21 protein-coding genes, 1 tRNA gene and 1 pseudogene are annotated in these 25360 nt (G+C 63.2%); 12 read left to right on the top strand and 11 right to left on the bottom strand.

The genetic code is table 11. The annotated features are described in order from the left end of the window. Window positions 1–89: 89 nt before the first annotated feature. Together ACW17Z_RS20795 and ACW17Z_RS20790 are read right to left on the bottom strand one after the other, a co-directional pair. Window positions 90–1835: a UvrD-helicase domain-containing protein gene (locus ACW17Z_RS20795; protein WP_492059162.1), complete on the bottom strand. Its 1746-nt coding sequence runs from the start codon at window positions 1833–1835 to the stop codon at window positions 90–92. Continuing rightward, a complete protein-coding gene (locus tag ACW17Z_RS20790; protein ID WP_492059160.1) occupies window positions 1832–3565 on the bottom strand; it encodes an ATP-dependent nuclease in 1734 nt (577 codons plus the stop codon). Before ACW17Z_RS20790 ends, ACW17Z_RS20795 begins: the two co-directional genes overlap by 4 nt. Before the next feature lie 469 nt (window positions 3566–4034). Between ACW17Z_RS20790 and ACW17Z_RS20785 the strand changes: the two genes are divergently transcribed. The 6 genes from ACW17Z_RS20785 (at window position 4035) to ACW17Z_RS20760 (ending at window position 7763) form a co-directional block, all read left to right on the top strand. Beyond that, complete coding sequence (locus ACW17Z_RS20785; RefSeq protein WP_492059158.1) at window positions 4035–4523, top strand: helix-turn-helix domain-containing protein; 489 nt, start codon at window positions 4035–4037, stop codon at window positions 4521–4523. A 13-nt stretch (window positions 4524–4536) separates the two neighbouring features. Continuing rightward, window positions 4537–4643 (top strand) — tRNA-Arg (locus tag ACW17Z_RS20780). Then, on the top strand, window positions 4604–5371 hold the full coding sequence (locus ACW17Z_RS20775) for a hypothetical protein (RefSeq protein WP_492059156.1): 768 nt from the start codon (window positions 4604–4606) through the stop codon (window positions 5369–5371). The genes ACW17Z_RS20780 and ACW17Z_RS20775 overlap by 40 nt, the downstream gene beginning before the upstream one ends. Then, window positions 5368–6171 carry a hypothetical protein gene (locus tag ACW17Z_RS20770; protein WP_492059155.1) on the top strand — a complete coding sequence of 268 codons (804 nt, stop codon included), beginning with the start codon at window positions 5368–5370 and terminating at the stop codon, window positions 6169–6171. The genes ACW17Z_RS20775 and ACW17Z_RS20770 overlap by 4 nt, the downstream gene beginning before the upstream one ends. Before the next feature lie 134 nt (window positions 6172–6305). Beyond that, window positions 6306–6527 (top strand): hypothetical protein, encoded by a 222-nt coding sequence (locus ACW17Z_RS20765; RefSeq protein ID WP_492059153.1) that lies wholly within the window; start codon window positions 6306–6308, stop codon window positions 6525–6527. A gap of 138 nt (window positions 6528–6665) precedes the next feature. Further along, window positions 6666–7763 carry a hypothetical protein gene (locus ACW17Z_RS20760; RefSeq protein WP_492059151.1) on the top strand — a complete coding sequence of 366 codons (1098 nt, stop codon included), beginning with the start codon at window positions 6666–6668 and terminating at the stop codon, window positions 7761–7763. A gap of 6 nt (window positions 7764–7769) precedes the next feature. On the opposite strand, the gene ACW17Z_RS20755 is transcribed toward ACW17Z_RS20760, so the two are convergent. Beyond that, window positions 7770–9680, bottom strand: a complete 1911-nt coding sequence (locus ACW17Z_RS20755; RefSeq protein ID WP_492059150.1) for a hypothetical protein — start codon at window positions 9678–9680, stop codon at window positions 7770–7772. A 256-nt stretch (window positions 9681–9936) separates the two neighbouring features. Continuing rightward, a complete protein-coding gene (locus tag ACW17Z_RS20750) occupies window positions 9937–10548 on the bottom strand; it encodes a hypothetical protein (RefSeq protein WP_492059148.1) in 612 nt (203 codons plus the stop codon). Between the two features lie 106 nt (window positions 10549–10654). On the opposite strand from ACW17Z_RS20750, the gene ACW17Z_RS20745 reads away from it, so the two are divergent. Continuing rightward, entirely contained in the window at window positions 10655–11353 is a 699-nt protein-coding gene (locus ACW17Z_RS20745; protein ID WP_492059146.1) for a competence protein CoiA family protein, read from the top strand. A 1231-nt stretch (window positions 11354–12584) separates the two neighbouring features. Here ACW17Z_RS20745 and ACW17Z_RS20740 read toward each other — a convergent pair. Continuing rightward, window positions 12585–12992: a MerR family transcriptional regulator gene (locus tag ACW17Z_RS20740; RefSeq protein ID WP_492059144.1), complete on the bottom strand. Its 408-nt coding sequence runs from the start codon at window positions 12990–12992 to the stop codon at window positions 12585–12587. Between the two features lie 450 nt (window positions 12993–13442). Here ACW17Z_RS20740 and ACW17Z_RS20735 point away from each other — a divergent pair, with 450 nt between their 5' ends. Next, window positions 13443–13664: a GDCCVxC domain-containing (seleno)protein gene (locus ACW17Z_RS20735; RefSeq protein WP_492059143.1), complete on the top strand. Its 222-nt coding sequence runs from the start codon at window positions 13443–13445 to the stop codon at window positions 13662–13664. Window positions 13665–13743: 79 nt separating this feature from the next. Here ACW17Z_RS20735 and ACW17Z_RS20730 read toward each other — a convergent pair whose 3' ends face one another. From ACW17Z_RS20730 to ACW17Z_RS20715, 4 genes and pseudogenes are all read right to left on the bottom strand, one after another. Next, window positions 13744–15042: an ISNCY family transposase gene (locus tag ACW17Z_RS20730; protein WP_492059141.1), complete on the bottom strand. Its 1299-nt coding sequence runs from the start codon at window positions 15040–15042 to the stop codon at window positions 13744–13746. Between the two features lie 199 nt (window positions 15043–15241). Beyond that, window positions 15242–16018: pseudogene (locus ACW17Z_RS20725) on the bottom strand (IS30 family transposase); the annotation flags it as partial. Window positions 16019–16097: 79 nt separating this feature from the next. Beyond that, the gene (locus ACW17Z_RS20720; RefSeq protein ID WP_492059139.1) at window positions 16098–16742 is read right to left on the bottom strand and encodes a DUF6904 family protein; all 645 of its coding nucleotides are present in this window, start codon (window positions 16740–16742) and stop codon (window positions 16098–16100) included. Window positions 16743–16880: 138 nt separating this feature from the next. Next, complete coding sequence (locus ACW17Z_RS20715; RefSeq protein ID WP_492059137.1) at window positions 16881–19835, bottom strand: Tn3 family transposase; 2955 nt, start codon at window positions 19833–19835, stop codon at window positions 16881–16883. Between the two features lie 38 nt (window positions 19836–19873). Between ACW17Z_RS20715 and ACW17Z_RS20710 the strand changes: the two genes are divergently transcribed. The 4 genes from ACW17Z_RS20710 to ACW17Z_RS20695 all read left to right on the top strand — a co-directional run bounded on the left by ACW17Z_RS20710 (window position 19874) and on the right by ACW17Z_RS20695 (window position 22791). Further along, window positions 19874–20506 (top strand): recombinase family protein, encoded by a 633-nt coding sequence (locus ACW17Z_RS20710; protein WP_492059136.1) that lies wholly within the window; start codon window positions 19874–19876, stop codon window positions 20504–20506. A 242-nt stretch (window positions 20507–20748) separates the two neighbouring features. After that, window positions 20749–21459 carry a hypothetical protein gene (locus ACW17Z_RS20705; protein ID WP_492059134.1) on the top strand — a complete coding sequence of 237 codons (711 nt, stop codon included), beginning with the start codon at window positions 20749–20751 and terminating at the stop codon, window positions 21457–21459. After that, window positions 21440–22249: a hypothetical protein gene (locus tag ACW17Z_RS20700; RefSeq protein WP_492059132.1), complete on the top strand. Its 810-nt coding sequence runs from the start codon at window positions 21440–21442 to the stop codon at window positions 22247–22249. Before ACW17Z_RS20705 ends, ACW17Z_RS20700 begins: the two co-directional genes overlap by 20 nt. A gap of 5 nt (window positions 22250–22254) precedes the next feature. Next, window positions 22255–22791: a hypothetical protein gene (locus tag ACW17Z_RS20695; protein ID WP_492059130.1), complete on the top strand. Its 537-nt coding sequence runs from the start codon at window positions 22255–22257 to the stop codon at window positions 22789–22791. Between the two features lie 1496 nt (window positions 22792–24287). Here the strand turns inward: ACW17Z_RS20695 and ACW17Z_RS20690 are convergent. Together ACW17Z_RS20690 and ACW17Z_RS20685 are read right to left on the bottom strand one after the other, a co-directional pair. Further along, window positions 24288–24476 carry a hypothetical protein gene (locus ACW17Z_RS20690; RefSeq protein WP_492059128.1) on the bottom strand — a complete coding sequence of 63 codons (189 nt, stop codon included), beginning with the start codon at window positions 24474–24476 and terminating at the stop codon, window positions 24288–24290. A gap of 61 nt (window positions 24477–24537) precedes the next feature. Next, a complete protein-coding gene (locus ACW17Z_RS20685; protein WP_492059126.1) occupies window positions 24538–25311 on the bottom strand; it encodes an alpha/beta fold hydrolase in 774 nt (257 codons plus the stop codon). Window positions 25312–25360: the final 49 nt, after the last annotated feature.

The raw sequence follows: 25360 nt of genomic DNA, 5'->3' as shown, positions 1-25360 counted from the left end.
TTCAGGGGCGGGATCCCAGCCAATGGCGCACGGCGTCAGGCTCCGATCAAGCCGACCTCCCGGGTTCAGGATCGTGCGGCCAATTCGCCCTAGAGCCGCCCTCCTCGCCCAGCCCAGCTGTACGCAGCGGGGAGGGGGAGGGACAGGAGGCCAACCGCAGCCAGGTCGGCGCTGTATTTTCCAAGAATTTTTTGCGGCACCGCCACCCAGAGCAGGTCGCGCGGCCGGGTGACGGCGACATAGCCGATGCGGCCGTCCTCGGTCCCTACCCCGGCCAACAGCGCCTCCAGGTGCGCCTTGGTGACGATGTAGAGGGTCGCATCGAGGCTCTCGCCCTTCGCGCCATGGACGGTGTCGATGCGCAGCTTCGCAGGTCCCAAGGGATTGATCGCCAGAACCGGGGCGGCCGGCAACGCCTTTGCCGTTAAGCGGTGAGACAGCTTGGCCGGCTTCAACCCGGTAAGCGCCTCGACGTCGGCCAACAACGCGCCCATCGCCACCTTCAGACTGTCGAGCCAGGCTCCGTCGGCCTGGAGCGTCGCCGACGGAAGGCCCTCCACCGGTGAGCGCGCGAACCGCCAGATGCGGCGTCTGACGGCGTGGAGCTCGGGATGACGAGCGGGATCGCCCAAATGGGCCGCGAACCCTCTCGGCGGATCCTCCAGGAGCGACTGTTCCATCGCCTCGGCCACCAGCTTGAAGGCTTTGTGGACATCCCTCAGGCCGTCGCGCGCGCACGCCGCCTCGGCGAGCCGCCGCACGGCTCCGGAGCCGATTTCCGGGCTATCACCCGCCAGGCTTTCGACGAGCTTGGCCGCCCGGCAGAGAACCGCGCTTTTGTCCGGATCCAGCGCGCAGGCCTCGATCGCCTGGCGAAACTGGTCGATGATCAGGTCGCAACGCTCGGGATCGTAGGGGACGGCGTAGGCGCCGAAGGGCGGGGGGCATGGCGCTCGGTCGGTCTTTCCCTTTACGCCACACAAGGCCTCGGCCACGGCGGTGATGGCCGGGGTCGAGCGGTAGTTGGTGGTCAGCGGGTATGGCTTGGGGCTGTGCCCCCGCAGATAGGCCCCATCGGCGCCCGCATAGGCGTAGATGCCCTGATTGGGATCTCCGATGAGCGTGACGGTCGAGCCGGCCTTGGCGAGCAGCCCAAGGATCGCCTGTTGCGCCGAACCGATATCCTGGGCCTCGTCGACCAGGATTTGCGGATATCGGTTGGCGAAGGCGCGGCGTAACCCCGGCTCGGCCTTGAGGACGCGGCAACACCAATACCGGCCCAGGTCGTGGGTGTAGGCCCCGACCTTGCCCAGGCGGTCGATAAGTCCGATCGCCGCGTCCCTGTCCAGCTGGATCTGGTTGTTGAAGACCTCCTGGTAAAAGACAAAGCGCCGGTCCACGACCTTGACCTTGATGTTTTCGGCCCGGATCGGCGGCCAGCCTTTCGCGGGCGGCGGCAGGGTGAAGCCCTTCAAGAAGGGCTCGGAGCCGTTCACCAGAAAAGCCGCCTTCGGCGCGCCCATGACCCGATAGGCGTGGGGTCTAAGGATGTTGGCGGTGATGAACGCGTCGATGGTGTCGATATCAACGCGGGCCAGCGTCGAGATCGCCTTGGCCTGGCACAAGGCCGCATAGTCCCTGCGAAACGTGTCGACCGCGACGTTGGAGAACGAGAGCAGCGCGACCCGGCCGTGGGGCGCCGCCAGCCGCCGACGAACGTCCAGCAGGCGGTGGACGGCGGTCCTGGTCTTGCCGCTGCCCGCGCAGGCCAGCACCGACAGCCCGTCCAGATCGGCGTCGACGACGTCGGCTTGCTCTGCCGATAAGTCGATCATGCGCCATCCGCCTGGCAGGCATGCTTGACGGCCTCCAGAAGGTAGTTTGGCACCGACCAGGCGGCGTCCTTCTCCAGGAAGACCTGCGCCAGGGCCTGGCCAAACCGGCCTTTCTGGACGTTGTTCTGCTCGCGCTCGAACATGCCGCAGAACAGCGCCTTGGCCCGTGCCTGCCCCTCGGGCAGAGGCTCGACGAGCGCGCCCAGGGTCTCGGCGATCTTGGGATGGATGTCGGCTAGAGCCAGCAGCATGGTGACGATGTTGGCGGGCTCCAGCGCCAGGTCGTACTCGAGGGTCTTTTGCCCATGAAAGACCTTCACCAGCGCGTCTTGGCGTTTCAGCATCTTGGCGGTGTTGTCCGACACCGTCACCGCGTCGCCGATGGCCGGATAGAGCGCCTTTCCCGCAGCGTCGACGGGATCGGCGTCGGTGATCACGGCGACCGGCACCCGCAGGGCGTTATCTCCAAACAGCGGCAGGAAACAGTCGAAGTTCAGGCCCTCGACGCTGATGACGCTGACGCCGTGGTCCCGGAGTTTGTAGTTTTCCTTCTCGGCCAGGACATTGACCAGCATGAGCTCGGCGGCGCCTTCGACGAAGATGATCCGCCTGGCGAAGAAGATCTCCGCGCGGGTGACGTCCAGATAGCGTTCGAGTTTCTCGCGCTTGCCTTTCTCGAACTCGACATTGCGCGGCAGGAAGGCGTCCACGTATCCGCCACGATCGACCAGACAGATAAGGGTCTTCAGCTTGGCGATGCTGGCGAAGTTAGGGGAGTGGCTGGTGACGAAGATCTGCACCGGCTTCTCACCCTCCGCCGCCGCCTCGATGTCGGTGAGATAGCGCAGCAGGACAGCCTGCAATTGCGGGTGCAGGTGGGCCTCCGGCTCTTCGATGATCAGCCCCCGGAACGCAGCCTGGGTGTTCTTGGCCATTTCGCTGAGGACGACGGCCATGAAGATCAGGTTGTTGAACCCAAGGCCGTTCTGGTCGATCTCCAGCGCGTCGACCGAGATCGACAGCCGAGAGGCGAGACGCTGAAAGTCGGTGACGCTCAGCCCCACCTCCAGCACTTGCGCCAGCTGCTCGCCCAGCATGGTCGTGTGCCGCCCGGTAATGGCCTCATGTGTCTTGACGATCGGCGGATGCTTCCGGAGTTCCTTGTCCAACTCGACGAGGGCCGCATTGATCCCGGTGCGGCCTTCCTCGTCCGCGAGGATCTGAAGCAGGCGGGCCAGTTGGCTTCCGCGACTGGGCTTAAGGCCCTTTGAGGCGTCCCGCAGCGCCGGCAGGTAGACGCCCCTAAGGTGGTCGGCCATCTCCGTGGTCAGGCCGTTCTCCTTGTGCTCGCCGCACCAGCGCTTGGCCTGCAGGCGCCCGGCCTTGTCGGCCAGTCCATAGCTGACCGAGAAATGCGCCCGCATCGCGCCGTCGGGATCGGGCCGAATGGCAGGCATGAACTCGGACTCATCGTCCAGGTCCAGGTCGGCGAAGACATATTCGAAGAGGATGTCGCCTTCGGCGGTGCCGGCCTTTGGCCGGTGGACGTCTTCGGAGGTCATCCGCGGATAGGGCTCGTCGATACCGCCCAGTAGGGCCCGCAGCGCATCAACCACGGCGGTCTTGCCGGTGTTGTTGGGGCCGACCAGGATGTTGAGGCCGGGCTGGAACTCGAGCGTGACGTCTTTCAGCTTTCGAAAGTTGCGGACCCGAAGTTCAGCCAGATGCACGCCGCTCTCCCTTGAGAATCCCGGTTCGGCCGCGGGCGCTCGATTCTCCGTATTAGAGGGCAGCGCCGCCTGGAAGGCGAGCCCCACACGCAGCGCAACCGTTCATGGCGCGCCAAGGCGTCGCGCCGCGACATGCGCGGCGGTCTTCCAGGGGTGACGGCGGCCCAAAAATCGGGTTCATATGGCGGGTAAGGCGCGATCATCGGGGTTTTTTGGTAGCCCCCCAGGACGGCAGCGTCTCCCCGGCAGGGCCCAACTGCCTCCCCTGCCCAGGTCCCCTCGGTCTCCCCGGCGGGAGGCCCCGGCGCCCGACCATGTAGATGGCCGGTCATTCTCCATCCCTATTGCCCATATCCCGTGGCGTACCATTCCCAGATTCCCGTAACCGGGAGGCGCCGCTGCCTCCCCCTCAAAGTTGCGGCGGGCCCGGGCCTGGCGCATATCCGTTTTACGAAATGGAGCTGACGTCATGAGCGCCAAGGACAAGGGCAAGGACGCCGAGGCGGATCTGCGCACCAATGAGAAGAAATGGTCCAAGCCCCTGATGGACGCGGGCTGGACCGTATTTCCGAGCGTCATCATCGAGAACCAGCGGCAGCTGGGTCTGGACGCGATGGACATCAATATCCTGATGCACCTGGCGTCCAAGTGGTGGAAGGCCGAAGGCAAGCCCTATCCCTCCAAGGGTACGATCGCCCTGGCGATGGGGGTCGACCCGCGCACGGTCCAGCGCCGCATCGCCGCGATGCAGGCGGCCGGGTATGTCCGGCGCGAGGAGCGGCGTGAAACCGCCACCGGAAGCAAGACCAATATCTACCACCTGGACGGCCTCATCGAGGCCGCCACGCCGTTTGCCGAAGAGAAGCTGGACGACATCGCCGAACGGGTGGCGATCAAGAAGGCCAAGGCCGCCCGCAAGGGCGGCCCCAAGCTCAAACTCGTGAAGTCCGACGACTAGGACTTCACCCTGACGCGGCGTAGCTCAGCCAGGATAGAGCCCCTGTTTTCGACATAGGCTGGTAGGTCACACACCAGACTATGGGCAGGGAGGTCGCGGGTTCAAGTCCCGCCGCCGCGTCCCACTCTTCAACCGCGCCGATCGCGCCGGTGCGCTCCTTCCAAAATCCCCAAACCGCAGGAACACGCATGGCCGCGATCGGCGAAACCGAATGGAAGGAACACGCCGCTCTCGTTGGCGCGGTGACCCTGGCCTGGAACCACAATGTCCATCAGGTGCTGCGGATCTTCTGCCACCTGACAGGTCTGGAGGATCCGCTGGCGGGCGCGATCTTCTTCAGCCACGCGTCCGACCGCGGGCAACGCCAGCTCGTTCTGAAGGTCGCGCAAGCGGTCGATCTAGGCGCGCCCGATCTCGCCAAGCTGAAGAAGCTGATGGAGCGCCTGGATAAGGCCGCTTCCGGCCGAAACCTGGCCGCCCACGTGATCTTCGGCGTCACCCTGTTCGACCCGGAAACCAGTGCATGGGGTCCCAAGGTCGTGCCGGCGCTGAGCAACCAGGATCATCGCCTTGAGCCCGACTTTGCCCAGCAGTTCACCCGGGTCGAGCAGGATCTGAAAGCGATCTACACCGACCTGGACGCCTGGTTGCGGGAGACGCCTTTTCCCAGCCGCCCATGGGGCCACCCACCGTTTCCGCTCGCCTACGAGCGGCAAATCGCCGTCGACGTCGAGACGCGCCTGGCGCAGGCCGAGCTCGATGACCCGTTCGGTGGCGCCGCCATCCTGGTCTTCGAAGAGGAGATCGTCTCGCCCGCTGGCCTCGTTTCGGAGGAGGAAAACCCGTGACCGCCCTTCTTTACCCGTTCGATCCCAAGGGTTGCTGTCTCTGCGGCGCACGCGCCGAACCGACCCGCGAGCACAAGATCAAGGCCTCCAGCCTTCGCGAGCAGTTTGGCGACCAGCCGATGGTGATCGTGCGCGACGGGGCCGCGCCGCGCACCGCGCGCGGCGCCAAGTCGAAGCTCTTCCACTTCGAGACCCCGATGTGCGCGCCCTGCAACAACGAACGAACCCAGGCGCCGGACAATGCCTGGGATCGTTTCCGACGCTCAGCGCTGGAGCTGGTCGCCGCGGGACGAGAACCGGTCGCCGCCTTCGATGAACCGCACTACTGGCCGACCGAGACGTCCCACACCATGGCGTATCTCGATGTCCTGCGTTACTTGGCCAAATTACTCTGCGGCCACCTGGCTGACAGCGGCGCGCCCCGGATCGAACGTCTCACGCGGTTCGCCCTGGGCCTGAGCAACGATTGCCCGATCCTGACAAACATCGCGTTCGACGCGACCTACCGCGCTCACGCCGAGACCTTCGGCGACCACCCCTACGCCGCTCACGGCGGATTGGTCCTGATCAGCGACATCAACACGCAGAGGCCAACGGGATTTCACTCGGCTGTGACGGTCGGCGGGCTACAGTGCACGATCACTTTTCGCTTCGATCCGGCCGAGCGCCTGGCATTGGCAGCTGACTACCCGGAGTTCCTGAGCTGGTGCGGTGAACGGGCGCGAGCCGCGGTAGACGCGCCCGTTCCCACTGAGAAGTGGATGCAGCTGGGTTTTGCCTACGGCGATGAGGGCGTTTGACATCCATCCGCAGGGCACCCTGACTGCCCGCACCTGCGGCGCGCAAACTAACTAAACGTAATTCCGAAATTCTAAACTATTTCAGCTTGCAATTCGTTTAGATTGGTGATGTTTGTCTCTGTGTCGGAGGGCCCATGAACCCAGGTCGCATCATTCGAGGCCAGATCAAGGTGCTGGAGGCGGCGGCCGAGCCGCTGAACCAGATCCGGGAGCTGGCCAAGACGGAAGGCGGACGCCTGACCGAGTACGGCAAGGACTTCATCGCCATGCAAAAGAAGCACGGCGTGAAACAGGCCCAAGTGGCGAGAATGTTGGATATCTCGGCCGGGGCGGTGTCCCAGCACTACAACAAGTAGGGCGGCAAGGTGCCGTCCAGATATGAAAACACCAGGTGAGGACTGGCCTGACCTGGTGCTCTCAGAATACTCCGCCGACGGCGCTTAGCAAAAGCCAGTGGGGCCGATTCGACTGCTTGCAGGGACATTGCTTCGATAATGGCCGAAAGTCAAGTTCCTTACCCTTACGCGGCGGGTGATCTGGAGGCCATCAAGGCCTCGCTCTCCCAGCCGCGCTTCGCCACCTACCTGCAAAAGGCAGCCGGCGACGAGACCTTCGCGGTTGCCCTCTACCTTTATAACGCCCGCCTGTCCAAGGCGTTTCTCTACCCGCTCAGCGTCGTGGAAATCACCCTGCGCAACGCCATCGATGGCCAGCTTGCGAAAGGTTTCGGCGACAACTGGCCCTATGATGCGGACCTGCGCGACAGGGTCCTCACGGACAAGGGTCTTGCGACTCTGGACACGGCCATCGGACGCGCCCGCGACAAGCTCAAGCTCAACGCCTTCGTCGATCCACCCAAGGATCAGGTGGTGGCGACCTTGACCTTCGACTTCTGGTCCAACCTTTTGCGACCTGGCTACGGCGACTTCTGGCGAACCCGTCTCAACGTCGTTTTCCCGCACATCGCGCGCGGCGAGACGCGCCACGATGTCCAGCAGCTCGTCCGCGACATCAACGCCTTTCGAAATCGCGTCGCCCATCATGAGCCGGTGTTGGATCTCAATATCACTGCCACCTATGCGCAGATGCTGCGGCTGGTGGGGCTGTGCTGCCCGATCACCCAGGCTTGGCTGCGATACCATGCCACGATCGATGCGGTCGTCAGAACCCGTCCGCGCCACGACGGCGCGGTCTCCCTAAACTTGGCCAGCCGGCAGGATCCCGACTTCATCCGCATCTTGGGCCCAGAACCCGTTGCCGAGGTGCTCGGCCAGGTGAGCGCCAAGACGCCCGTGATCCTGCAACTCGACGCGGCCGGCGCCCCGCTAGCGGCCCTGACCGCCAGCGATCTCGCCCAAGAGCTGGCGCGGCGCGCGGCCGACGCGGGCGGCCTCGTCGAGCTTAATACGCCAGTGGATCAACTGCTGAATCTTCCTGGGCTCGCCGCCACCTGGACCAGTCTGGACGACCAGACCGCCTTGGCGCTGGCGATCAAGGCGCTTCAAAAGCCCCGCATCCAAATCCTGGTCGGCATCGACGCGGGCACCGGCCGGGCGACCGGGACGATTCAGCGCGCCCATCGGCGCTACTGATCGCCCTCAACCCCGGCGCCCGGCGCGCTGCGGGCGCACGAGCGCCAAGCACATCTTTAGGCTGACCGGATCGACGCAGACCTCGCGGGGACGACGACCGCCCAGCCGCGGATCGGGGTTGCTGATGAACGCCTTGGACCAGTCCTCGCCGTGCTCGGCGCACGCCGCATCCCAAAGGTCCGCAAGGGACTCCTGCGCCATGATCCGCTGGGCCTCCTCGCGGCGCTGCTGGGCCACTCGCCGGTCCAGCGCGTCCAGCGCCGCCTGCAATTGGTCGGAACTGGACCGCACCAGCTCCAGCCGGCTCGACAGGTTCGCCGGCGGCGCCAAGCCCGCCATCCAGGCTTCGGCGTCCGCGCCGTAAGCGAGCAGGGCCCTCGCCCGAAACCGCGCCTCCCTATCGTCTGCTACCGCCAGGGCGGCGGCCTCGGCCGCCAGGCGCCGCCGTTCAGCCGCGTCCTTGCGCGCCTGCTCGGCGCGTTCCAGCGCCGGCCGCAGTGGAAGGCCCATCACGTCGACGGCCGCGTCGTAGCGCCAGAAGGCCTCGCCGATCAGGCCAAACGCCGCCTTGAGGTCTGTCCAGGCCGCGCCGCCGCTCGCCGCCACCGACCGGGGCGGGGGGCTAGCGCGCCCCGATCGGCCAAGCCAGGCCTCGCTGTCGAAGCCGTCGCCTTCAGGCCCGGCGCGCCTGAGGATTTCGTCCAGGCGGGCGTGCAGGTCGTCGATCCGATCCTGGCGCTCGCGCGCGTCGCGCGCCTGCTGGATGATCTGCTGGCGCACCTTGAGCGGCGCGCGCCAGAGGCCGTCGTGGGCCTCGACCAGCCCCGCCGTTTCCAAGCCTCGCAGATAGGCGCCGATCAGACCGGTGGGTGTATTGAAGTCCGGCGCCAGCACGCGCGCCGCAGCGATCAGCTCGGCGTCGCGCGAGACCCCGAAGAGCGGCGGCAAAAACCCCTGGCGCTCAAGGCGCGCACGCAAGGCCACCACCGATAGGCCGGCACGCCCGTACCAGGGCTGCTGGTCAATCACCACCGTCTTAAGAACGAGGGCTTGCCAGGCCTTGGCCGAGACGTTCAATGCCTTCGCACCGCGTAAGACCGGGGCGTCGATGTAAGCGGAGAGCTCCAAGGCCTCGATCTGGGCGAGCGCGCTGCGGACAGCCGGCAGGTCAGTCCCATCCTTGGGGCCGGGGAGGGCGGCCCAATGGCTCACCAGGGTCTTGGCCTGGCGCAAGACCTTCTGGCGGGCGGCCTCGGCCCGGTCGGCTAGGACCTGAGTCACCTGCGCTTCGACCGCGTCCTGGGCCGGATTGAACAGCCACTTGCGCGGAGCGCTGATCAGAACCGCCTCCCGCACCATCTCGAGACCGGCGCGGCGCGGCAGTTTCGACAGATCGATCTCGATGGCCGAGGTCTTCTGCGCACGGATCCTTACGACCTTCTCGGCGTCGGAGGCATGGGTGACCAGGATCTCAATGATCAGGTCGCTGGCGCGCCGTCTCAGGACCACATCGGCCACCACACCCGGCAAGACCACCTCCACCTGTCCAGACTCGAAAACCTGGTGCTTGGCCGAATGCGTCTGCCGGCGCACGCCCTCGCGCTCAGCGGCGATGGCCGGCAGGGTAAGCCCTAGCTCGTCCATGACGATCTGCTTGCCCAATTTGTGCAGGGCCGTCTCCAGAGCCCCAACACAGGCGCCGTCACGCGCATGGGCGAAGTGGTCCGCCCGCGGCCTTGGCTTCGCGCCGGATTTGCGGGCGATCAGCGGCTCCTCGCAGGCGGGGCAGACACAGCCGCAGGCGCGTCCGCTGACCACCTCGTGGATCGAGACGATGCGGCCCTCGGTCGTCTGACCGAACGCCAGGCGAACCGTTCCCCGCCGCCATGTGCTGTGATCGTGATCCAGACGTGCCACGACCAAATCCTGCGCTGTGTCGCGTCCGGGCGCCAGGGGCGCAATCGGCCCCTACGACCGGGCCTGTCGCAGAGTCCAGGTCAGGGTTTGGCCGGCGTGGCAGGCTGAGGATCGAAATAGAATAGTGTTCGAGGATCAGGCCGTCCTTGATCCGCACCACGTCCACGCCGCTGACGATGACCTTGACGGTTGCCGCTGGCCTTAGTCCACCTGATCCTGAGAAGAGATCCGAAGCCCCGTACGCCTAGCGAAGGGCCTAGTCAGGGACCTGATCAGGATCGTCCCGCCCGTCCGCGCCGGCACCGGTCGGTCCAACGGCCGCCGCAGGGTAGAGATGGGCGCGCAGCACGGCCATGACCGCCTCGTGGACTGGCGTCCCTTGCGGCGTCTGCGCGACCAGATCGCCGATATGGGCCAAGGCCATGCGCACGAAGGACAGGCAGACGATTGCGCGGCGGTCAGGGACGGTCAGGGCGCGCAGCGGCGCCATCATCGCCTCGATGACCGCATCGGTGCGCTCATCGAGCTCGGCCAGTCCGTTGGCCGAACGGATGTCTGGCCGCCAAGCCTGCCGGGCGTCGAGCCGCCCCTTATAGCCCCACTCAAGCCCCGCCAGGCCATCTTCCTCGACCTGATCGGCCAGGGTGCGAAGAAGCTGGGCGGCCTCGAACCGCCGGTCACGGTTGGCGGACTTGTAGGTCACCCCACTGACGGCCGCCGCGACGAGGGCCTCGGCGATGTCCCAACCGACTTCGGCGGGCTCCAGGCCCAGCGTCTTGGCGTCAAAGCCCCGAAGCTTGAAGAAGGCGTTCAGCGCGGCGTCATAGACTTGGGCCTTGTACTTCACGCGCTCGGGCGGATTGATCATGGGCTTGACGGTCCTGTGGTCGGGGCGGCGAAAGCGGTTAGGTTAGAGTCGACTCGTCAAGCTTGGCCCATCGCCATGCGTGGGCGCGCCAGGAGGCTTCTCGACGATGCTGTACGCCTGGATCGATGGCGTGAAGCGCCCCCCGCTGGCCAAGGGCGAACGCACCACCTGCCGCGATTGCGGCGGCCTTCTCAGCGCGGTCCTTCCCGCCGAGAACGTCCGCCACTGGCGCCACAAGGCCGGCGACTGCGATCCGTGGAGCGAACCGGAAGGACCTTGGCACCTGGGCTGGAAAGAGCACTTCGATCTGGGGTGTCGCGAGGTCGGCTTGCGCGATGACGAGACGCGGGAGCGGCATCGGGCGGACGTGCTGTGCGGAGCGGGCACGCCGACGGCGACGGTTCTGGAGCTGCAGCACTCTTCGATCTCCGAGGAGGAACGCGCGGCCCGCGAAGCCTTCTATCGGCGTGAGCATCGGATGTTCTGGCTGGTACATGTCTACAGCACCGACACAGCGTTCACCGGCCACAGCTTCGGGTTCTCCCTGGACTTCCGCACGCCCCGTCAGATCGACAACATCACGTTCTACGTTCTGCGTTGGATGGGGCGTAGCAAGCAGTTCATCGAAAAATGGAAGCGGGCCACCGCCCATGTCTTCTTCGATTTTCAGGGCCATATCTTCTTCCTTGCGGGCGAGGCGCTGGCTCAAAGGATCAACGGGGGCCGTCCCTTGGCCAAGGGCGAGTTCGCGCTCTGCCGGCTGACCCCCGATCAATTCGTCCGCTCGGTTCAGGGCCTGGCTTGAGGCTTCGACGTTTTGATGGCCCCGCGCCTCGCGCGCGAAATTTTTGGGGGCGTCCCCAGGGGGCATCGACGCTCGGCGCGCCGACCAATTTTTAGCGCCGACCACGATTTAGAGTGAGAATGGCTTCGGATCGCGGCGTCGAAGCGCTGCTGGAGTCCCCTAGTGACTCGGATCCGAAGCCTTGTTGAGCCTGATCTGCTGATTGAGAGGCTGGGTTGTGGTGGACAGAGGACGGGTGCCCAAACCCACGCGATCCGGAGATCCCGTCGGTCTGGTCCGTCCCCTGCGCTGCCTGCTGCTCGAGCCGACTTGGGCGCTTAAGGACAACCCACCTCCCGACGCGGGATGGGCCTGCGGTCTACTTCCGAGGCTACGCCGCCCCGCCTACCATATCCCTCACCGCTTAGGACCGGGACGCTGACTGGGTAGGTGCCCACAGTTGTCAGCAACGCCAGTCTTCAAGCTGCCGTGGTTGCCCCGACCTCGAAGACCGCTCGCGCATTACTCGCGGCGCGAGACGCCGAATTCAAAAAAATGGGGTGGTTCGCTGCGAAAAGCAACTGAAAGTACGCGCTTTGTTCCAGATATTTCCTCGTATAGTCGCGCTTCAGGTTCTGGCGATGCTCTGATCATCGCACGCTATTCCTGCGTGCCTTGGGGCGGTCGCGCGGCGCAGCGACGTGCAAGGTCCATGAGAGCGGCAAAGTTGGCGGAGGACCTAATGTGGACTTCAAGCTTCAAGTTCGATTGCGTCCGCAGGCGTCATCGAAAGGAAGCTGCCACCGCAGAAGGCTCTAGCCGTAGCGGCAGTTTCGCCGCACGGCTCTAAACGCGATGCACATTCATCGAAGGTCGTCTTTCGGGAGGTGACCCAATGTCTGTTACTGGCGCAGCCTTGCCTTCAACGGACGCGGCCTAGCCTAGGATGTCGTACTATCCGCCGCCCGGGGGAAGGGGGTGAGAAAACATAAGTAATTGAAAACATTGAATATTGTCTACGCCGCTTAGAGATGTCGCGGAGTCTGCCATTTAGAAATGTCACCTAGCGCTGTGTTTGGGGTCGGGCGGCGGGCGGGCGCGAAGCCTTCACGGAGCGCAGAGCCCGGCCGGCGACCGTGGCAAGGGCAGGGGTGTTCGCCTTCTTTGATCTCACCGAGCGCGCCGTCAGGCGGGCGAGGCTCTGACGGATTTCCTCGCCGCGAGCGGAGTTCCAAACGTCTCAGAAGGCTGGTTATCCGACTTCCAGCATCTTCAAAACCGCGCATGTAGGGGCGGACGAAGTGGCCGAGCATCGGCTCACCGTGTCCGCAAGAATGCTTTCCAGCCTGACGAGATCGGCGATTTTGGCCCGCACCTGCTCGAGGTGGGCTCCGGCCACGGCCTTGACGTCTTCGCAGCCCCGTTGCGCGGGTTCGGCAAGCCCAAGCAACATGCGGACGTCATCGATCCCGAAGCCTAGCTCTCGCGCCCTGCGTATAAAGGTTAGGCGACGCTGATGGTCGGGAAGATACACCCGGTGACCGCCCGTCGTTCGATCCGGGGCGGGCATCAGGCCGATCCGCTCATAGTAGCGTACCGTCTCCAGGTTCACCCCCGCAGCTTCGGCGAGCCGTCCAATCGTCTGCCCCTTTGGCTGCATTTTTCTCTTGATCCCGTAGTGGCTACAGGATGCAGACTATCACGTGAGAGCGAGGTACGTGATGTCGGATAGCAATTCGCTTCAGCGCGGCGCGAAAGAGACTTGGGTAGGCTGGTCAGCCATCGCCACGGCGGCACTGGCAGTGTTTGCGTGGGCGTCTTGCTGCGTCCTTCCTATAACGCTGTCCCTCGCCGGGCTGAGCTTGGCTGGGACCGGGTTCATCGCCGGTCAGCGCACTTGGATAACTTTGCTCGCGCTCGCGCTGGTAAGCGGCGGGTGGTTCTTGGTCATTCGGAAAGCGCGACGCTGCCGAGTGGCCAATCAGTGCTCCGCGCCCTCGCGAGCCTCCGTCTGGCTCTTGGCGGCGGCTACTATCCTCATCCTGCTATCGTTGATCTGGACGCCCGTGATCGAGCCGGCTGCGCTCCGCGCTCTTGTGGGGTTCCGGAGATGAGCGGCACGATGATCCTTCAATCGACGCTCACCTGTCCCGAGTGCGGCAGTAAGACGACCGAGACCATGCCAACGGATGCCTGTCAGTGGTTCTTCGACTGCCCAAGTTGCGCGGCGGTGCTCAAGCCAAAGTCCGGTGACTGCTGCGTATTCTGTTCTTATGGCGACGTAGCGTGTCCCCCCATCCAAGAGGGATCGAGCTGCTGCTCCTCTTCCTGAGCGCGATCACCCGATACCGATATTGGATTGGGTGCGTAAATCACGCCCCCGCCGGAAACCGGACATCAGGGCAGAGGGCTTAACCCATCCCGAACATATGTCCGGTCTGATCGCGGCGCCTGGGACCTTTACGGGTGCGTGCCCCAGGCGGCCCTGCCTCCTGGCTCTGTTTGATCAAGGCGAGCAGGCCGCCCAGGCGCTTGTTCTCGATCACGGCCGCCTCGGTGACGCGCCGAACCTTGTCGAAGGTCCGGTAGGGCATGCTGCGTCCCTTGTGGCGGATCTCCAGGCGGCCATCGGGGAAGTCGACGACCTCGACGCGCTGGCCGATCGCTCCTTGCGCGAACTCGGACGGTTCGATCATGAAGAGGATGTTGTCGTACTGGAGCGTCAGCGCCTGTGAGAGGGTCCGCTCGGCACGCCAGGTGAACGCCTCGTCCAATCGGTCCTGCGGCGCCATGGGCCGGTGCAGGTCCTTGTCGTTGAACGGCGCCTTGGCGAAGCGCGCGTTGTAGTCGGCCATGAAGCTCGGCAGGAAGGCGTTGCCGTCGTCCATCGAGCTGACGCCGGCGAGCCGCAGTTCCTTCACAAGCCGGTCCTGCAGGGTCTTGTTGGCACGCTCGACCCGGCCCTTGGCCTGGCTGGAGTTGGCGCAGATGATCTCGATGCTCAGGGCTTTAAGAGCGCGGCCAAACTGGGTCATGCCGTCACCATGAAGACCGCCGGCCTTGTTCACGCGGAAGACAGCATGCTTGTCGGTGTAGAAGGCGATCGGCTTACCGTGGGCCTCAAGGTAGCGCTGGGTGGCGTTGAAGTAGGCGAAGGTCGACTCTGACTGAACGAACTGCAAGTGCATCAGCCGGCTAGTGGCGTCGTCGATGAAGACCAGCAGCGTGCAGCTGTCGGCGCGGTCCTCGAACCAGAAGTGATCAGACCCATCGACCTGGATCAGCTCACCGACGCATTCTCGCCGGTAGCGCGGTTGGTAGACCCGGCCACGCCGCTTCTGGCGATCGGCCCAGAGCCCGGCCTCCAGCATCCAAATCCGCAGCGTCTCACGCCCGATATAGAAGCCGTGGAGCTCACGGAGCTTCTCGGCCGCTAGCGTCGGACCAAAGCCCGAGTACCGCTCGCGGATCAGCTCCAGCGCCTGCGTCTTGACGGTCGACGGCGTGCGCCGGTTGCTCGGCTGACCACGCTTCTTGGAGATCAGCGCCGTGGCGCCTTGCACCTGATAGGCCTTGGCCAATCGCTGAACCTGGCGTCGCTCCAGACCCAGCAGCTGCGCCGCCGCCGGCGTCGTGAGCCGGCCGCTAGCGAGATCGCGAAGGATCTCCAGCCGCGAGAGCTCCTTGTCGCTCATGATCCGCACCGGCATTTAGGTCATCTCCCATGGACCGCCGCACGGTCGGAGAGACTGACATGTCTAACTTGCTAGGCACTGACATTTGCATTTTGCGCTGTGGGTTCTAACTGAAGTGCGACGAAGGGCCTGGGCAGGATGACGGGGAGGGGACCTCCTGTCACGTCAGGGTTTCAGGGCCTTGGCAGTCGGGCGACGGGCGGGCGCGGAGCCATCACGTAGCGCAGAGCCCGTTCGCCGCCCGTGTCCCAGCCGTCGCCGCGATCTGCTCCGCAAGCACATCCTCCGGCGTGCGGTATCCGAGGCACTTGCGCGGAATCCGATTGAGCCGCGTGGTCAGCTCCATCAGCTTCTCCGGCGGGATCAACGCGATGTCTGTGTCGCTGGGCAAGAAGCGGCGCAGGCGACCGTTGGTGTTCTCGACCGTGCCTTTTTGCCAAGGCGCCTGTGGCTTGCAGAAGTAGCTGTCGATTTCCAGCGAGCGCTTCAGGGTCCCGTAGAAGGCGAACTCCGTGCCGCGATCAAAGGTAATGGATTGCCGCATCGGCGGAGGAAACGGCTCCAGACGCTCGGCCAGACCGGCCATGATGCCTGTCGAGCTGCGGCTCGGGTTTTTGATCATGATCAGATACCGGCTTCGCCGCTCGACCAGCGTCGTGATGTTGTGACGCCCGTATTCCTTGCGGAAGGCGATCAGATCGCACTCCCAATGGCCGTATCCCTGGCGCTCGCCGATATGGGTGGGGCGCTGTGCGATGGTGTTTTGCAGTGGGATATTCAGTCCGCGCGGCCGTCGGGCATAGCGCACGCGCCGGCGCCGACGCATCTTGGGCAACAGCTTGTAGAGCTCCGCGGCCTGGCCATCTGGCCCATAGACGTAGCGGTAGATGGTCTCGTGGCAGGCGTAGGCCTGGAGCTGGCGGGTGGCTTTGAGATGGCCCGCGATCTGTTCTGGCGACCAGGTCTCTCGCAGCCGCTCTGGGGCTGACCTCAAGGTTTGTTCGCCAGAACACGCTTTGAAGTACAAACCAAGAAGTTCAGCGCTACGGGCGCAAAAAGCCTTGAGAACGCTACCACTTCGGGTCGGGCCACTCGGCCCCGCGCCAAAGCTCGATCTCAGCCGGGTCTAGGAGCAGCCGTTCTCCTCTGCCAACTTTCACCTCGTAGGCAAAGGCGTACAAGGGACTGAAGCTTTCGAGCAGGTTGGCGAAGTCTCGCCTCCGGCGCGCTTTAGGCCAGGAGCAGAACAATGCGCCGCGGGCGTCCAGCTGGTCGTCGGCCTCGGGCTGCACGGGGTCCAGGTTTTGCCACGCGCTGACGACCATCGGTGCGAGGTCCTTAAAGGCTGCCTCGATCGCGGTCTGGACCGTGTGCTCAAGGGCGTAGACTAGAGCTTGGTCGCCGGGTCCATGCGGCACCCAGGCGAGCGCCCGGCGGAGCAATCGGGTTTGGAACAGCAGGACCGGCCACAGAATCTCCACGCCAAACCTTGGGCCGATCTCGGGGATGTGCTCGGGCGGATCAATGACGCGCCGCTGCTGCTCGTAGGCTTTTCGTATGTCGTAAGCCAGGCCGAGAAACGGCCCTTCTTTGTCGTGGATCATCGGCGAGTCCTCGTTGACTTTGTGAACGAGGGTATGGAGCTCCCGAAGCGTCAGGTAGTCGCCGATCAGCACCATGCCAGCGTGGTTTTTCAGCAATTCAAACTGCAGCATGGTAACTCCGTCGGGTTGCCGGCCGAATAGACGATGATTGACGGATGCCGACAATGCGGGTCGCGAAAGCCAAGTATCCGCGTCGGCCAAGGTTTGCGCGCTAAAGTACGCTAAGAAGTACGAAGCAGGAACATACGGCTACGCGGCTCGGTACAGCCGGTCGGCCGGGTCGTTCAGCGGCCTGAACCCGCCTGCGGTCGCGGCGTCGGCCCAAAGGTAGTCGCCCGTTAAGCCGACGTGCGCCCAGCTCATCGGTGAAAGGTGCGCCAGAAGCTCATTGGGCGTCGCCACTTCCTGCTCGCGCAGATGCTCGACGGCGCGCTGCATATATAATGTGTTCCAGAGCGCGATGGCGGCGATCACCAGGTTCAGCCCCGAGGCGCGGTGCTCCTGGTTGTGCAGGGTGCGATCGGCGATCCGGCCTTGCTTGTGAACGAACACCGCCTGGGCCAGCGCATGGCGGGCCTCGCTCTTGTTGAGGCCAGCCTGGCAACGCCGGCGTAACTCGGGGCTCTCCAACCAGTCCAAGGTGAACAACGTCCGCTCGATCCGGCCGACCTCGGCGAGGGCCATGTCCAACCGGTTCTGCCGCTTGAACGCCGACAGCTTTTTGAGCATCACGGACGGCGCGACGGAACCGGCCTTGATTGACGCGGCCAGCCGGACGATGTCATCCCAATTTTCCTCGATCACATCGACCCGGATAGGGCGGCCCAGCAGGGGCTCGAGGATCTTGTGACGCGGCTTAGCGCCGATGATAGCCAGGCGGCGATCCTGCAGATCGCGCAGGCGCGGCACGAACCGGTAGCCGAGCAAATGACAAAGGGCGAATACGTGGTCTGTAGCCCCGCCAGTGTCGGTGTAATGCTCGCCGCCCCCACGACCGATCAGGCCGTCGAGCACATAGGGCGCCTCCGACGAGGTGGCCGACAGCACGCGGGTGTGGAACGAGCCGTGCATGTCCGACAGGTGGGTGTAGATCCGCAGGCCGGGTTCAGGCCCATACTTGGCGTTGACCTCGCCGGCTCCGCCGCGTCGACGGCCAGACCTGAAGAACTGTCCGTCGGACGACGAGGCCTGGCCATCGCCCCAGTGCCTCGCGAACGGCTGGGCGTGGTGGACCTCAATGATCCTGGCCAGCGCGGCCCTGTAGTTCTCCTCGCTCAGATACCAGCTCTCGGTCCAAGCCAGTTGGGCGTAGGAGACGCCCTGGCTGGCGTTGGCCATGCGCTCCAGGCCCAGATTGGTGGCGTCGGCCAAAACCGCGGCGAGGATGCAGCTGGAATTCTCATGGACCTTGCCCGACCGCAGCTCGCGGAACATCGACGAGAACCCGGTCAGGGTGTCGATCTCCCGCAGCAGTTCGGTGATCCGGACGCGCGGCAGCAGTGCGTCGATCGCCCGGTCCAGCGATCGCGCCTCGACTGGGGTGTTGGCCTTGACCGGCGTGACCGACAGCTCCTCGCCCTTCAGAGTCACGCCCACCAGGTCATCCTTGGAGAGGCGCCGGGCGAAGGCGGCCAGGCGCTGATCCAGGAGGCCGGCCCGTTCGGCCAAATATGCGCCCATCTCAACGTTGACGGGCAGCGTCTCGGCTTCAGCGGCGACCTCATCCTTGGGCAGCAGATAGTCGGCAAAACGCTTGTAGGCTCGCGAGCCCTCGATCCACAGATCGCCAGACCTCAGGCGGTCGCGCAGCGTGGCGGCCAGCGCGGTCTCATAGAGCCGCCGGTTGATTGGGGCGCCGACCGGCTTGACGAGGGCCTTCCAATGTTTCGACGCGAACGGCAGCGGCGCGTCATTGGGCAACTCCCTTCGGCCGGACTGGTTGAGGTCGCGCAGGATGTCCACCGCCTTGAGCAAGGGCGCGCCACCGGTTCCGGCCCTGAACCGCATGTGCTCCAGGAAAGTCGGGACAAACCGGCGCAGCGCCCCGTAGCGGTCGGCGGCGCTGATCAGCGGATCCTCGATCGCCAGGGCGGCCAGGGCGTCGATCTTCGGCTTGGCGGCCAGCACCTTCCACCAACCGACCTGGGCGTCGATGCGGTCGAGAACGTCGCCGCCATCGACCCGGGCCTGATCAACGGCGCCGATCACGCCGCTGAACAGACGCATGATCTGGCTGACCTCGCGGCTGCTAGCCTGGTACTTGCGCTCGCGGCCGCGGCGGCCCTTGGCGAACAGCGAGCCGACCATCTTGTCGAACATATCGACCGCGGCGTCGCTCAGGCGGCTTTCCAGGAAGATCAGTTGCGCCACGACGGTCGCGCGGCGTCGGCCGACGCTGTACCCGCTCAGCAGGAAGGCCGGGGCGACCGCCCCCTCGCGGGCGTATTGCTCGAAGCGGTGCTCGTGGATGCTGCTGGTGATCGCCGGATCGATGGCGATTGCACGGACATAGGCCAGTCGCTCGGTGATGCCCGCCATGCTGGCGGCGCTGGGCGATTCCGGAATTTCCCGCAGCCAGGCCAGCGGCGATTTGCGCAAAGCCGGATCGTTGATCAGCAGTTGGTCGATGCGTTCGAACTGCGACAGCGTTATGGAGGCCAGAAGATCGTCGGCCGCTTTGCGCCTTGCCTGGGCGCGGCCGGCCAGGCCGACACGTTCCAGGGTCTCGGACGGAGGCAGAATGATCCGTTGCCGGCGCAGCTCCGCGATCAGCGCCTCAACGATCGGCCCGCCCTTGTCGGTAGACCGCGCCGCAGCGCAGGCGACTTCCACTGCATGGCGAAGATCGGTGCGGTTGAACGGCCGCAAGGCCAATCGATGGTGAAGCTGGCGAACATGGGTCAGGCGTGTTTGCGGTCGCTTGGCATAAGCGTCCAGCGCCGAGGGAGCGACGTGGACCTGATCGGCCAGGAAGCGCAGCACGGCGGGCGGTACGCTCTCGCCAAGTCGCCAGCCCAACCCCGGATGGCGAAGCAGCGCCATCTGCACCGCGGCGCCCAGCTGATTGGCCGCGCCATGACGCGCCTCGATCCAATCGAGGTCTTTGGCTGAGAAGGTGTAACAGCGCGCCACCTCCCGGTCCGTGACCGGAGGTTCGAACAGCCGACGCCGTTCATCGCCCGTGAGCAAGCTTCGCCGCGCCATGGGAATGCCCCCGCCGCTTCTGCGGCGGCTCACAATTCTTGAAAAAAGAGACGCTGACCAGCCCCAACGATATCAGCGGCTTGCGTGTCTCAGATTATAGTCTCAGAATCAGGCGTATGATTTGCGGATATGCACGGGTTTCGACCGACGGTCAGAGCGCCGCGGCGCAGGTCGCCGAACTAATGGCGGTCGGCTGCGAGAAGGTGTTCAGCGAGACGGCGTCCGGGGCGAAGGCTGATCGGACCCAGCTCAAGAAGGCAATCGCTTCGCTGGCCGCCGGCGACGTGCTGGTAGTCACCCGGCTGGACCGCCTGGCGCGCTCGACGCGAGATCTGCTCAATGTCCTGGCCGCCCTCACCGAGAAGGGCGCGCAGTTTCGATCGGTGCGCGACACCTGGGCAGACACCACCACGCCGCACGGGCGATTGATGCTTACCGTCTTGGGCGGCCTGGCCGAGTTCGAGCGCGAGTTGATCCGATCGCGCACCGGCGAGGGCCGTGAACGTGCAAAGGCCCGCGGCGTTAAGCTGGGTCGCCGACACTGTCTGACGGTCGCTCAGCGCACCTTCGTCGCTCAGCAGCGTGCCAATGGCGAGAGCGTGCGCCACCTAGCCAAGGTTTTGGGTGTCAGCAAGGCGACCATCGGCCGTATCCCTGCGTCGGAAACATAGGCGTGGAAGGACTGGCAAGCCAAATGGGCCGCCTACCAGCCTAGGACCTTGGGGCAAAAGTTTCGCCCCTCTTCGCGGTGCAAATATCCCACAAACCTGGGGTACAAATATCACTATTGCATGTGAGCGCAGCGCGCTGCAACCTGAGCGATAAACTCATGCGCGCCGGGCTAGAGATGGATACGAGAACGTTAAGGCCTCGACTCCCTGTACTTCCAGTTGGGACCAGAGACACGGTAGAGATGGACTCGGTCGCCAGCCAAATTCGCGCTCGATGCGGATCTTGGTCGGCCCCAGAATACTTTGGTGCGGACCTTCGCGCTGCGTTTCATGCCTCGAACGCGGATACTGCGGGTATCGCGGCGCAAGCCGCTATATTCAGTCAAATTCAAATTCCCGTGGAGCGAGTATTTTTCCGCATTTCGCCTGAGCCGACGCTGCTGGCTCATTGGCAAAGTGCCAAAGATTGGTCATGGAATGAAGCTAATATACTAGCACTGGCATCATCGCTGCTCGGCACTTCTGCCTGCATAAGAGATATGTCTATGGCGACGGCTCCTGACGTCGAGGGCAGAAGAACTTTATACGCTAACCCTAACGTATCTCGAATGTTCATATCGAGATTGCTAGATGGTGAATACATTTCAAACGTTTGCCCTTTGACGTGGTCGATGTATTGCTACGTGCAAATTGCTCTGAGTCACCCGCTTGTAGAAGGAAATGGGCGCCTCGCTAGAGCAATACTGATATGTGCGCTGGGACGGTGCGGCATTCTAGACCAGCCGTGGTTGCCCGTGACAGCTGCGTTCTACCGGAACGCGGCGGCTGTCGTCGAGGCTATGCACGCTTTCAATCGCGACTTGCCTTCGGCGCAGAGGATTTTCGCTGAAGTGTTGCAACAATCTCTGAAACTCGAAATAATGGAGAGCCACGGTGAGAAATCTATCTCGTGAAGAAGCGCAAGCGTTCCTTGGTGGTGACAGCACCGAGGTATCTCAGATAGTCGTAACGGCTTCAACCAACGATATCATTACCTTTCGTCCGGCCGCTCGCAACTTTTTCAATAATCCCAACTACTTCCTAGGCGGATCGCAATATTTCTACGACAGTCAATGGATTTTTCCTGCGGTGTCCGGCCCAGACTATGAGGCTAGCTATGGATCAGAGCGCGTAACCTCTGATCAAAGCGCAGAGGCTGAGGCGATCCTAGAAAACTTCCAAGGTATTGGATCAGTGATCTTCGACGCAATGGGGCCAGGAATGGCGGGTTATACAGTGCAGTTTCCCAACTTGCCCGGAATTCCTGCAGATAAGCGTACAATCGTCGTTTCCGATCTTGGCGTTCAAATGGATGCCATGAACTTTCGAATTGTTGCCAACGACGTAGATTTCGGTCGCAGTCGAGGCGGCGCGAACGTCTATGGAAACATTTCCGTTCGTGCCAACACTATCGTTGGCTATGCGGCACAATATGCCAACGCAGTCGTCGGCGCTCCAGATCCGTGGTACACTGGGTACGTTTATTTATATCTCCACGAGATTGCGCACAACACGCCCGCCGGAAAGTCGCTGAACGACTACTATGCCGGGCTGCACTACGCGCAGTACCAGACTTACAATAACTACGACGAGACATCTCAATTCTTCCGGGAACATGAATTAGCCATACATCAGATGGCGTATGCGATTGGTCAGGTAGTGGGCTTTCCCATTCCCACTTGGCCGCCCTATAGCTTCGAGTAAAAACTATGTCATTTTTGTCTCTCTCGGTGGCGCTTGTACTGACTGGACAGACTGGCTCATGGTCAGAGCGCGGTGTCTTTGCTTTTGGTGATCTGATACTGGATTTCAGACGCAATATGGAACGACGAGGCCCGTTTGTGGCGCCCTTGGCGGATTGCTCCGAACGCGGGCTTCTGTGCGCGCGAGGGGGCATCGTTCGGATCGTTTTGCCAAAAACCTGCGGCATAAAGGTAGGCCAAGTATGGACCGCAGGAGATATTCAGACGCGGGTCTTGTTTAAAACGAATTACACGCCCAGCCCTCACAATGTGAATGAAGAGACATACTATCTTGCCAGCAATGGCGTGAAAAGCGTTCTATATGAATACAAGCCAAGTGTCGGGGTGTTCGGCATTTATCACGACCCGCTGGATAGCGTAGACTTCATTGCAATGGCTAATGTCAGCACCTTAAATAATATTAAGAGAGAGAAGCCTCATTATTATTTGCCGCTAAATACCTTCGACGGATTCGGGGCATGTGGTCGAACACACGGTGAGTAATTTGAACTGCGGCATTCAGTGTCTGTCGATCGCTTCCACCAAAATTGGGAGGTTAGGCGGCGTGGCACCTGATCAAGCATGGACATATAGCGGTCGCATCGATCTCGCGTCATTGGCAGATATAGCTCCTCACTTTGGCATGCAGGCACAAGCTGTACTATGTAGTGAGGGCGAATATCCCGCTTCCTTTCCTGTGATAGCGCACCTCACGAGACTTCATTTCATTTTAATGCTGTCTCGGTCGCCAATTTGGACCATCTATGATCCGGCTCGTGGTTACTATAGTGCGGCCAACCCAACTGACCTTTGCTGCCTGAGCGGAGCATATCTCACGCTTCGACCTCTCTAGGACTGTTGGGACAGTCGGCGGCAAAAATTACGGGCGTTCACCGTACGGCGAGGTACTCGCCGTGCGGTAAATTCTGCTTTTTTCTATGCAGCGAGTATTTGCGAACATACCTTGAGGTGAGCCCTCAACGATCCTGCCGACAGAATCGTCCGCACCGCATGGACCGTATTCATAGTTCGTTCTTCAAAGCGTGTTCTGGCGAACAAACCTTGAGGTGAGCCCTGAGTGGCTGAAAAGCTGAATGTCCTCTCCAATCAGGATGTTAGACCTTGTCCAGCGCATAACTCTTTGGAATTAATAGGTTTTCTTTGCGGCACCTGTTTCGCGGAGATTACGGCTCGGCCGCTATCGCAATCTGTCGCTGCGCCTCCACTGAGCCTTGCTGGCAGAACTCGAGGATCAACGCGATCGCCCGGGGGGCCTTCCCTTACCGGGGTTGTGCAACACCACCTGGAAAACCAGCTTTCAGCTTTGCCGGCCGACAGCAGGCCTTGGCTCTGGCGTCGGCAAGATCGAAGCGCCGAGCGTTCTTTCTTTTCGCTGCGTCCCGACCTGGTCGACGAGTTGGAGCGCGTTGCCAAGGCCAACGGGGCCACGATCTGGGGCTCACCACATATGTGGACGACCCCCTCCTGCAGGGTGTTGCAGTCCGAGGCCGGCGAGTACGAGCCCTTGTATCATTCAGTGGCGAAACAGCCGTTTGGATGCGGCCAGGCTAGTTAACAGCGGGTTGGGCATTTGAGAGATACGACAGCGGGGCAGTCATTTTGACGTCAGCAGATCAGGAGTTCGCGCTGCGCCCGTTTTCGGCAGCTAGGCGGACTGAAGTCGAATGACTTGGGACTATGCTTGATGCCTCGAGAAGCGCTGCCGGCGAAAGCCAGCCATACCACCTAGCAGCTTGATCACCAAAAGCTGAATTTGTCTATAAATCAGTTGGTTAGCGCTAACCTATTTGTCAACCGGTTGAATTTGCTGTTCTTTTCGAACGTCACTTTTGGCACGGCGTTTACGGGAAGGCCATCAGGTCGAACCTCAAACTCATATTCGAACACGCCAGAGCTCACAGATTAAAAGGGAAAACTCGGAAATCGCCTCGGCCCCACGCCCTCATTGGCCGTGGGAATAGGCGTGGCCGACGTCACGCCTAGCCAAGCGGCTTTTGATAGGTGTCGGACGTTCGGGCGCCGGCATCCAAGGCTCGCTGCAGATTTTCCAGCGAGGCGCGTGCAGCTTGCGGCGTCATCGCGGTGTTGAGACCGTCCGGGCCGGTGATTACGACGGCTCCATCGATCCGCTGGGCGTCTATGGGGGTGTTGAGAGCGTTTTGGGTCATGGTGTCAGAACGTCGGTCGCCGGCCTTGGTTCTCGACAAACTGAGCCGTCTCAGGCGCTCTTCAGTGCGGCGCCGCGCCGAGAACGTCCGCAAGAGCCTGCGTTACCCGGTCGGGCGCGGCGTGGTGGATCATGTGCCCAACGCCAGGCAACAGCGAGAAATGACCGCGGGGCGCCAGCGCCGCCAGGACCTGACCGTGGAGTGCGTTGTTGATCACAAGGTCCGCGCCGCCGCCCAGCACCCGCAGGGGCATCTGCAGGAGCGCCGCGTTGGCAAGGATCGCCACCAAGTCAGGCCCAGCGGTCAAACAGTCCTCACCGACCCGCGCGGTCGCGCCGGCCTCGCCTGCCATAGCGAACGGCAGGCGCTCGGCGACCGCTTGCGGCATGATCTGCGGCAAGAACATCGCGCGCCAAAGGATCGGGAGTAGACCCTTATCGAACCCGCCGTGAGCCATGTCCGCATAGGCGCGGCCCCATAGCGGGACGCCGCGTGGGCCAAACAAAAGATGTTCCAATCGGATCTCGGGCATGACCAATGGCGCCAGGGCGACCACGCCGATCACCCGCTCAGGCGCGAGCATCGCCATGGCGGTCGCGACGGCGCCGCCAAACGAGTGACCCAGAACCACAGCCCGATCGATGCCCAAGCGCTCGAGGGCTTGGTTGAGCGCGCGAGCCTGGCTCAAGACGCCGGCCTCGGCGACAGGTCGGCGGGCGCTCGCGCCGAATCCGGGGCGATCAAAGGCGATCATTCGAACGCCGTCCAGGCGCCCGTCGAGCGCTATAGGCATGTCGTCAAGAACGGTCAGCGTGCCGTGAATGGCGACGATCACGTCAGGCCCAGAGCCTGCCTCTGCATAGGCCATCGCTCCGATCGAAGTC

The organism is Caulobacter sp. GSs2 (assembly GCF_058680895.1).
The sequence above is the reverse complement of the archived record's forward strand: the minus strand, read 5'-3'. Positions and strand labels throughout refer to the sequence as shown.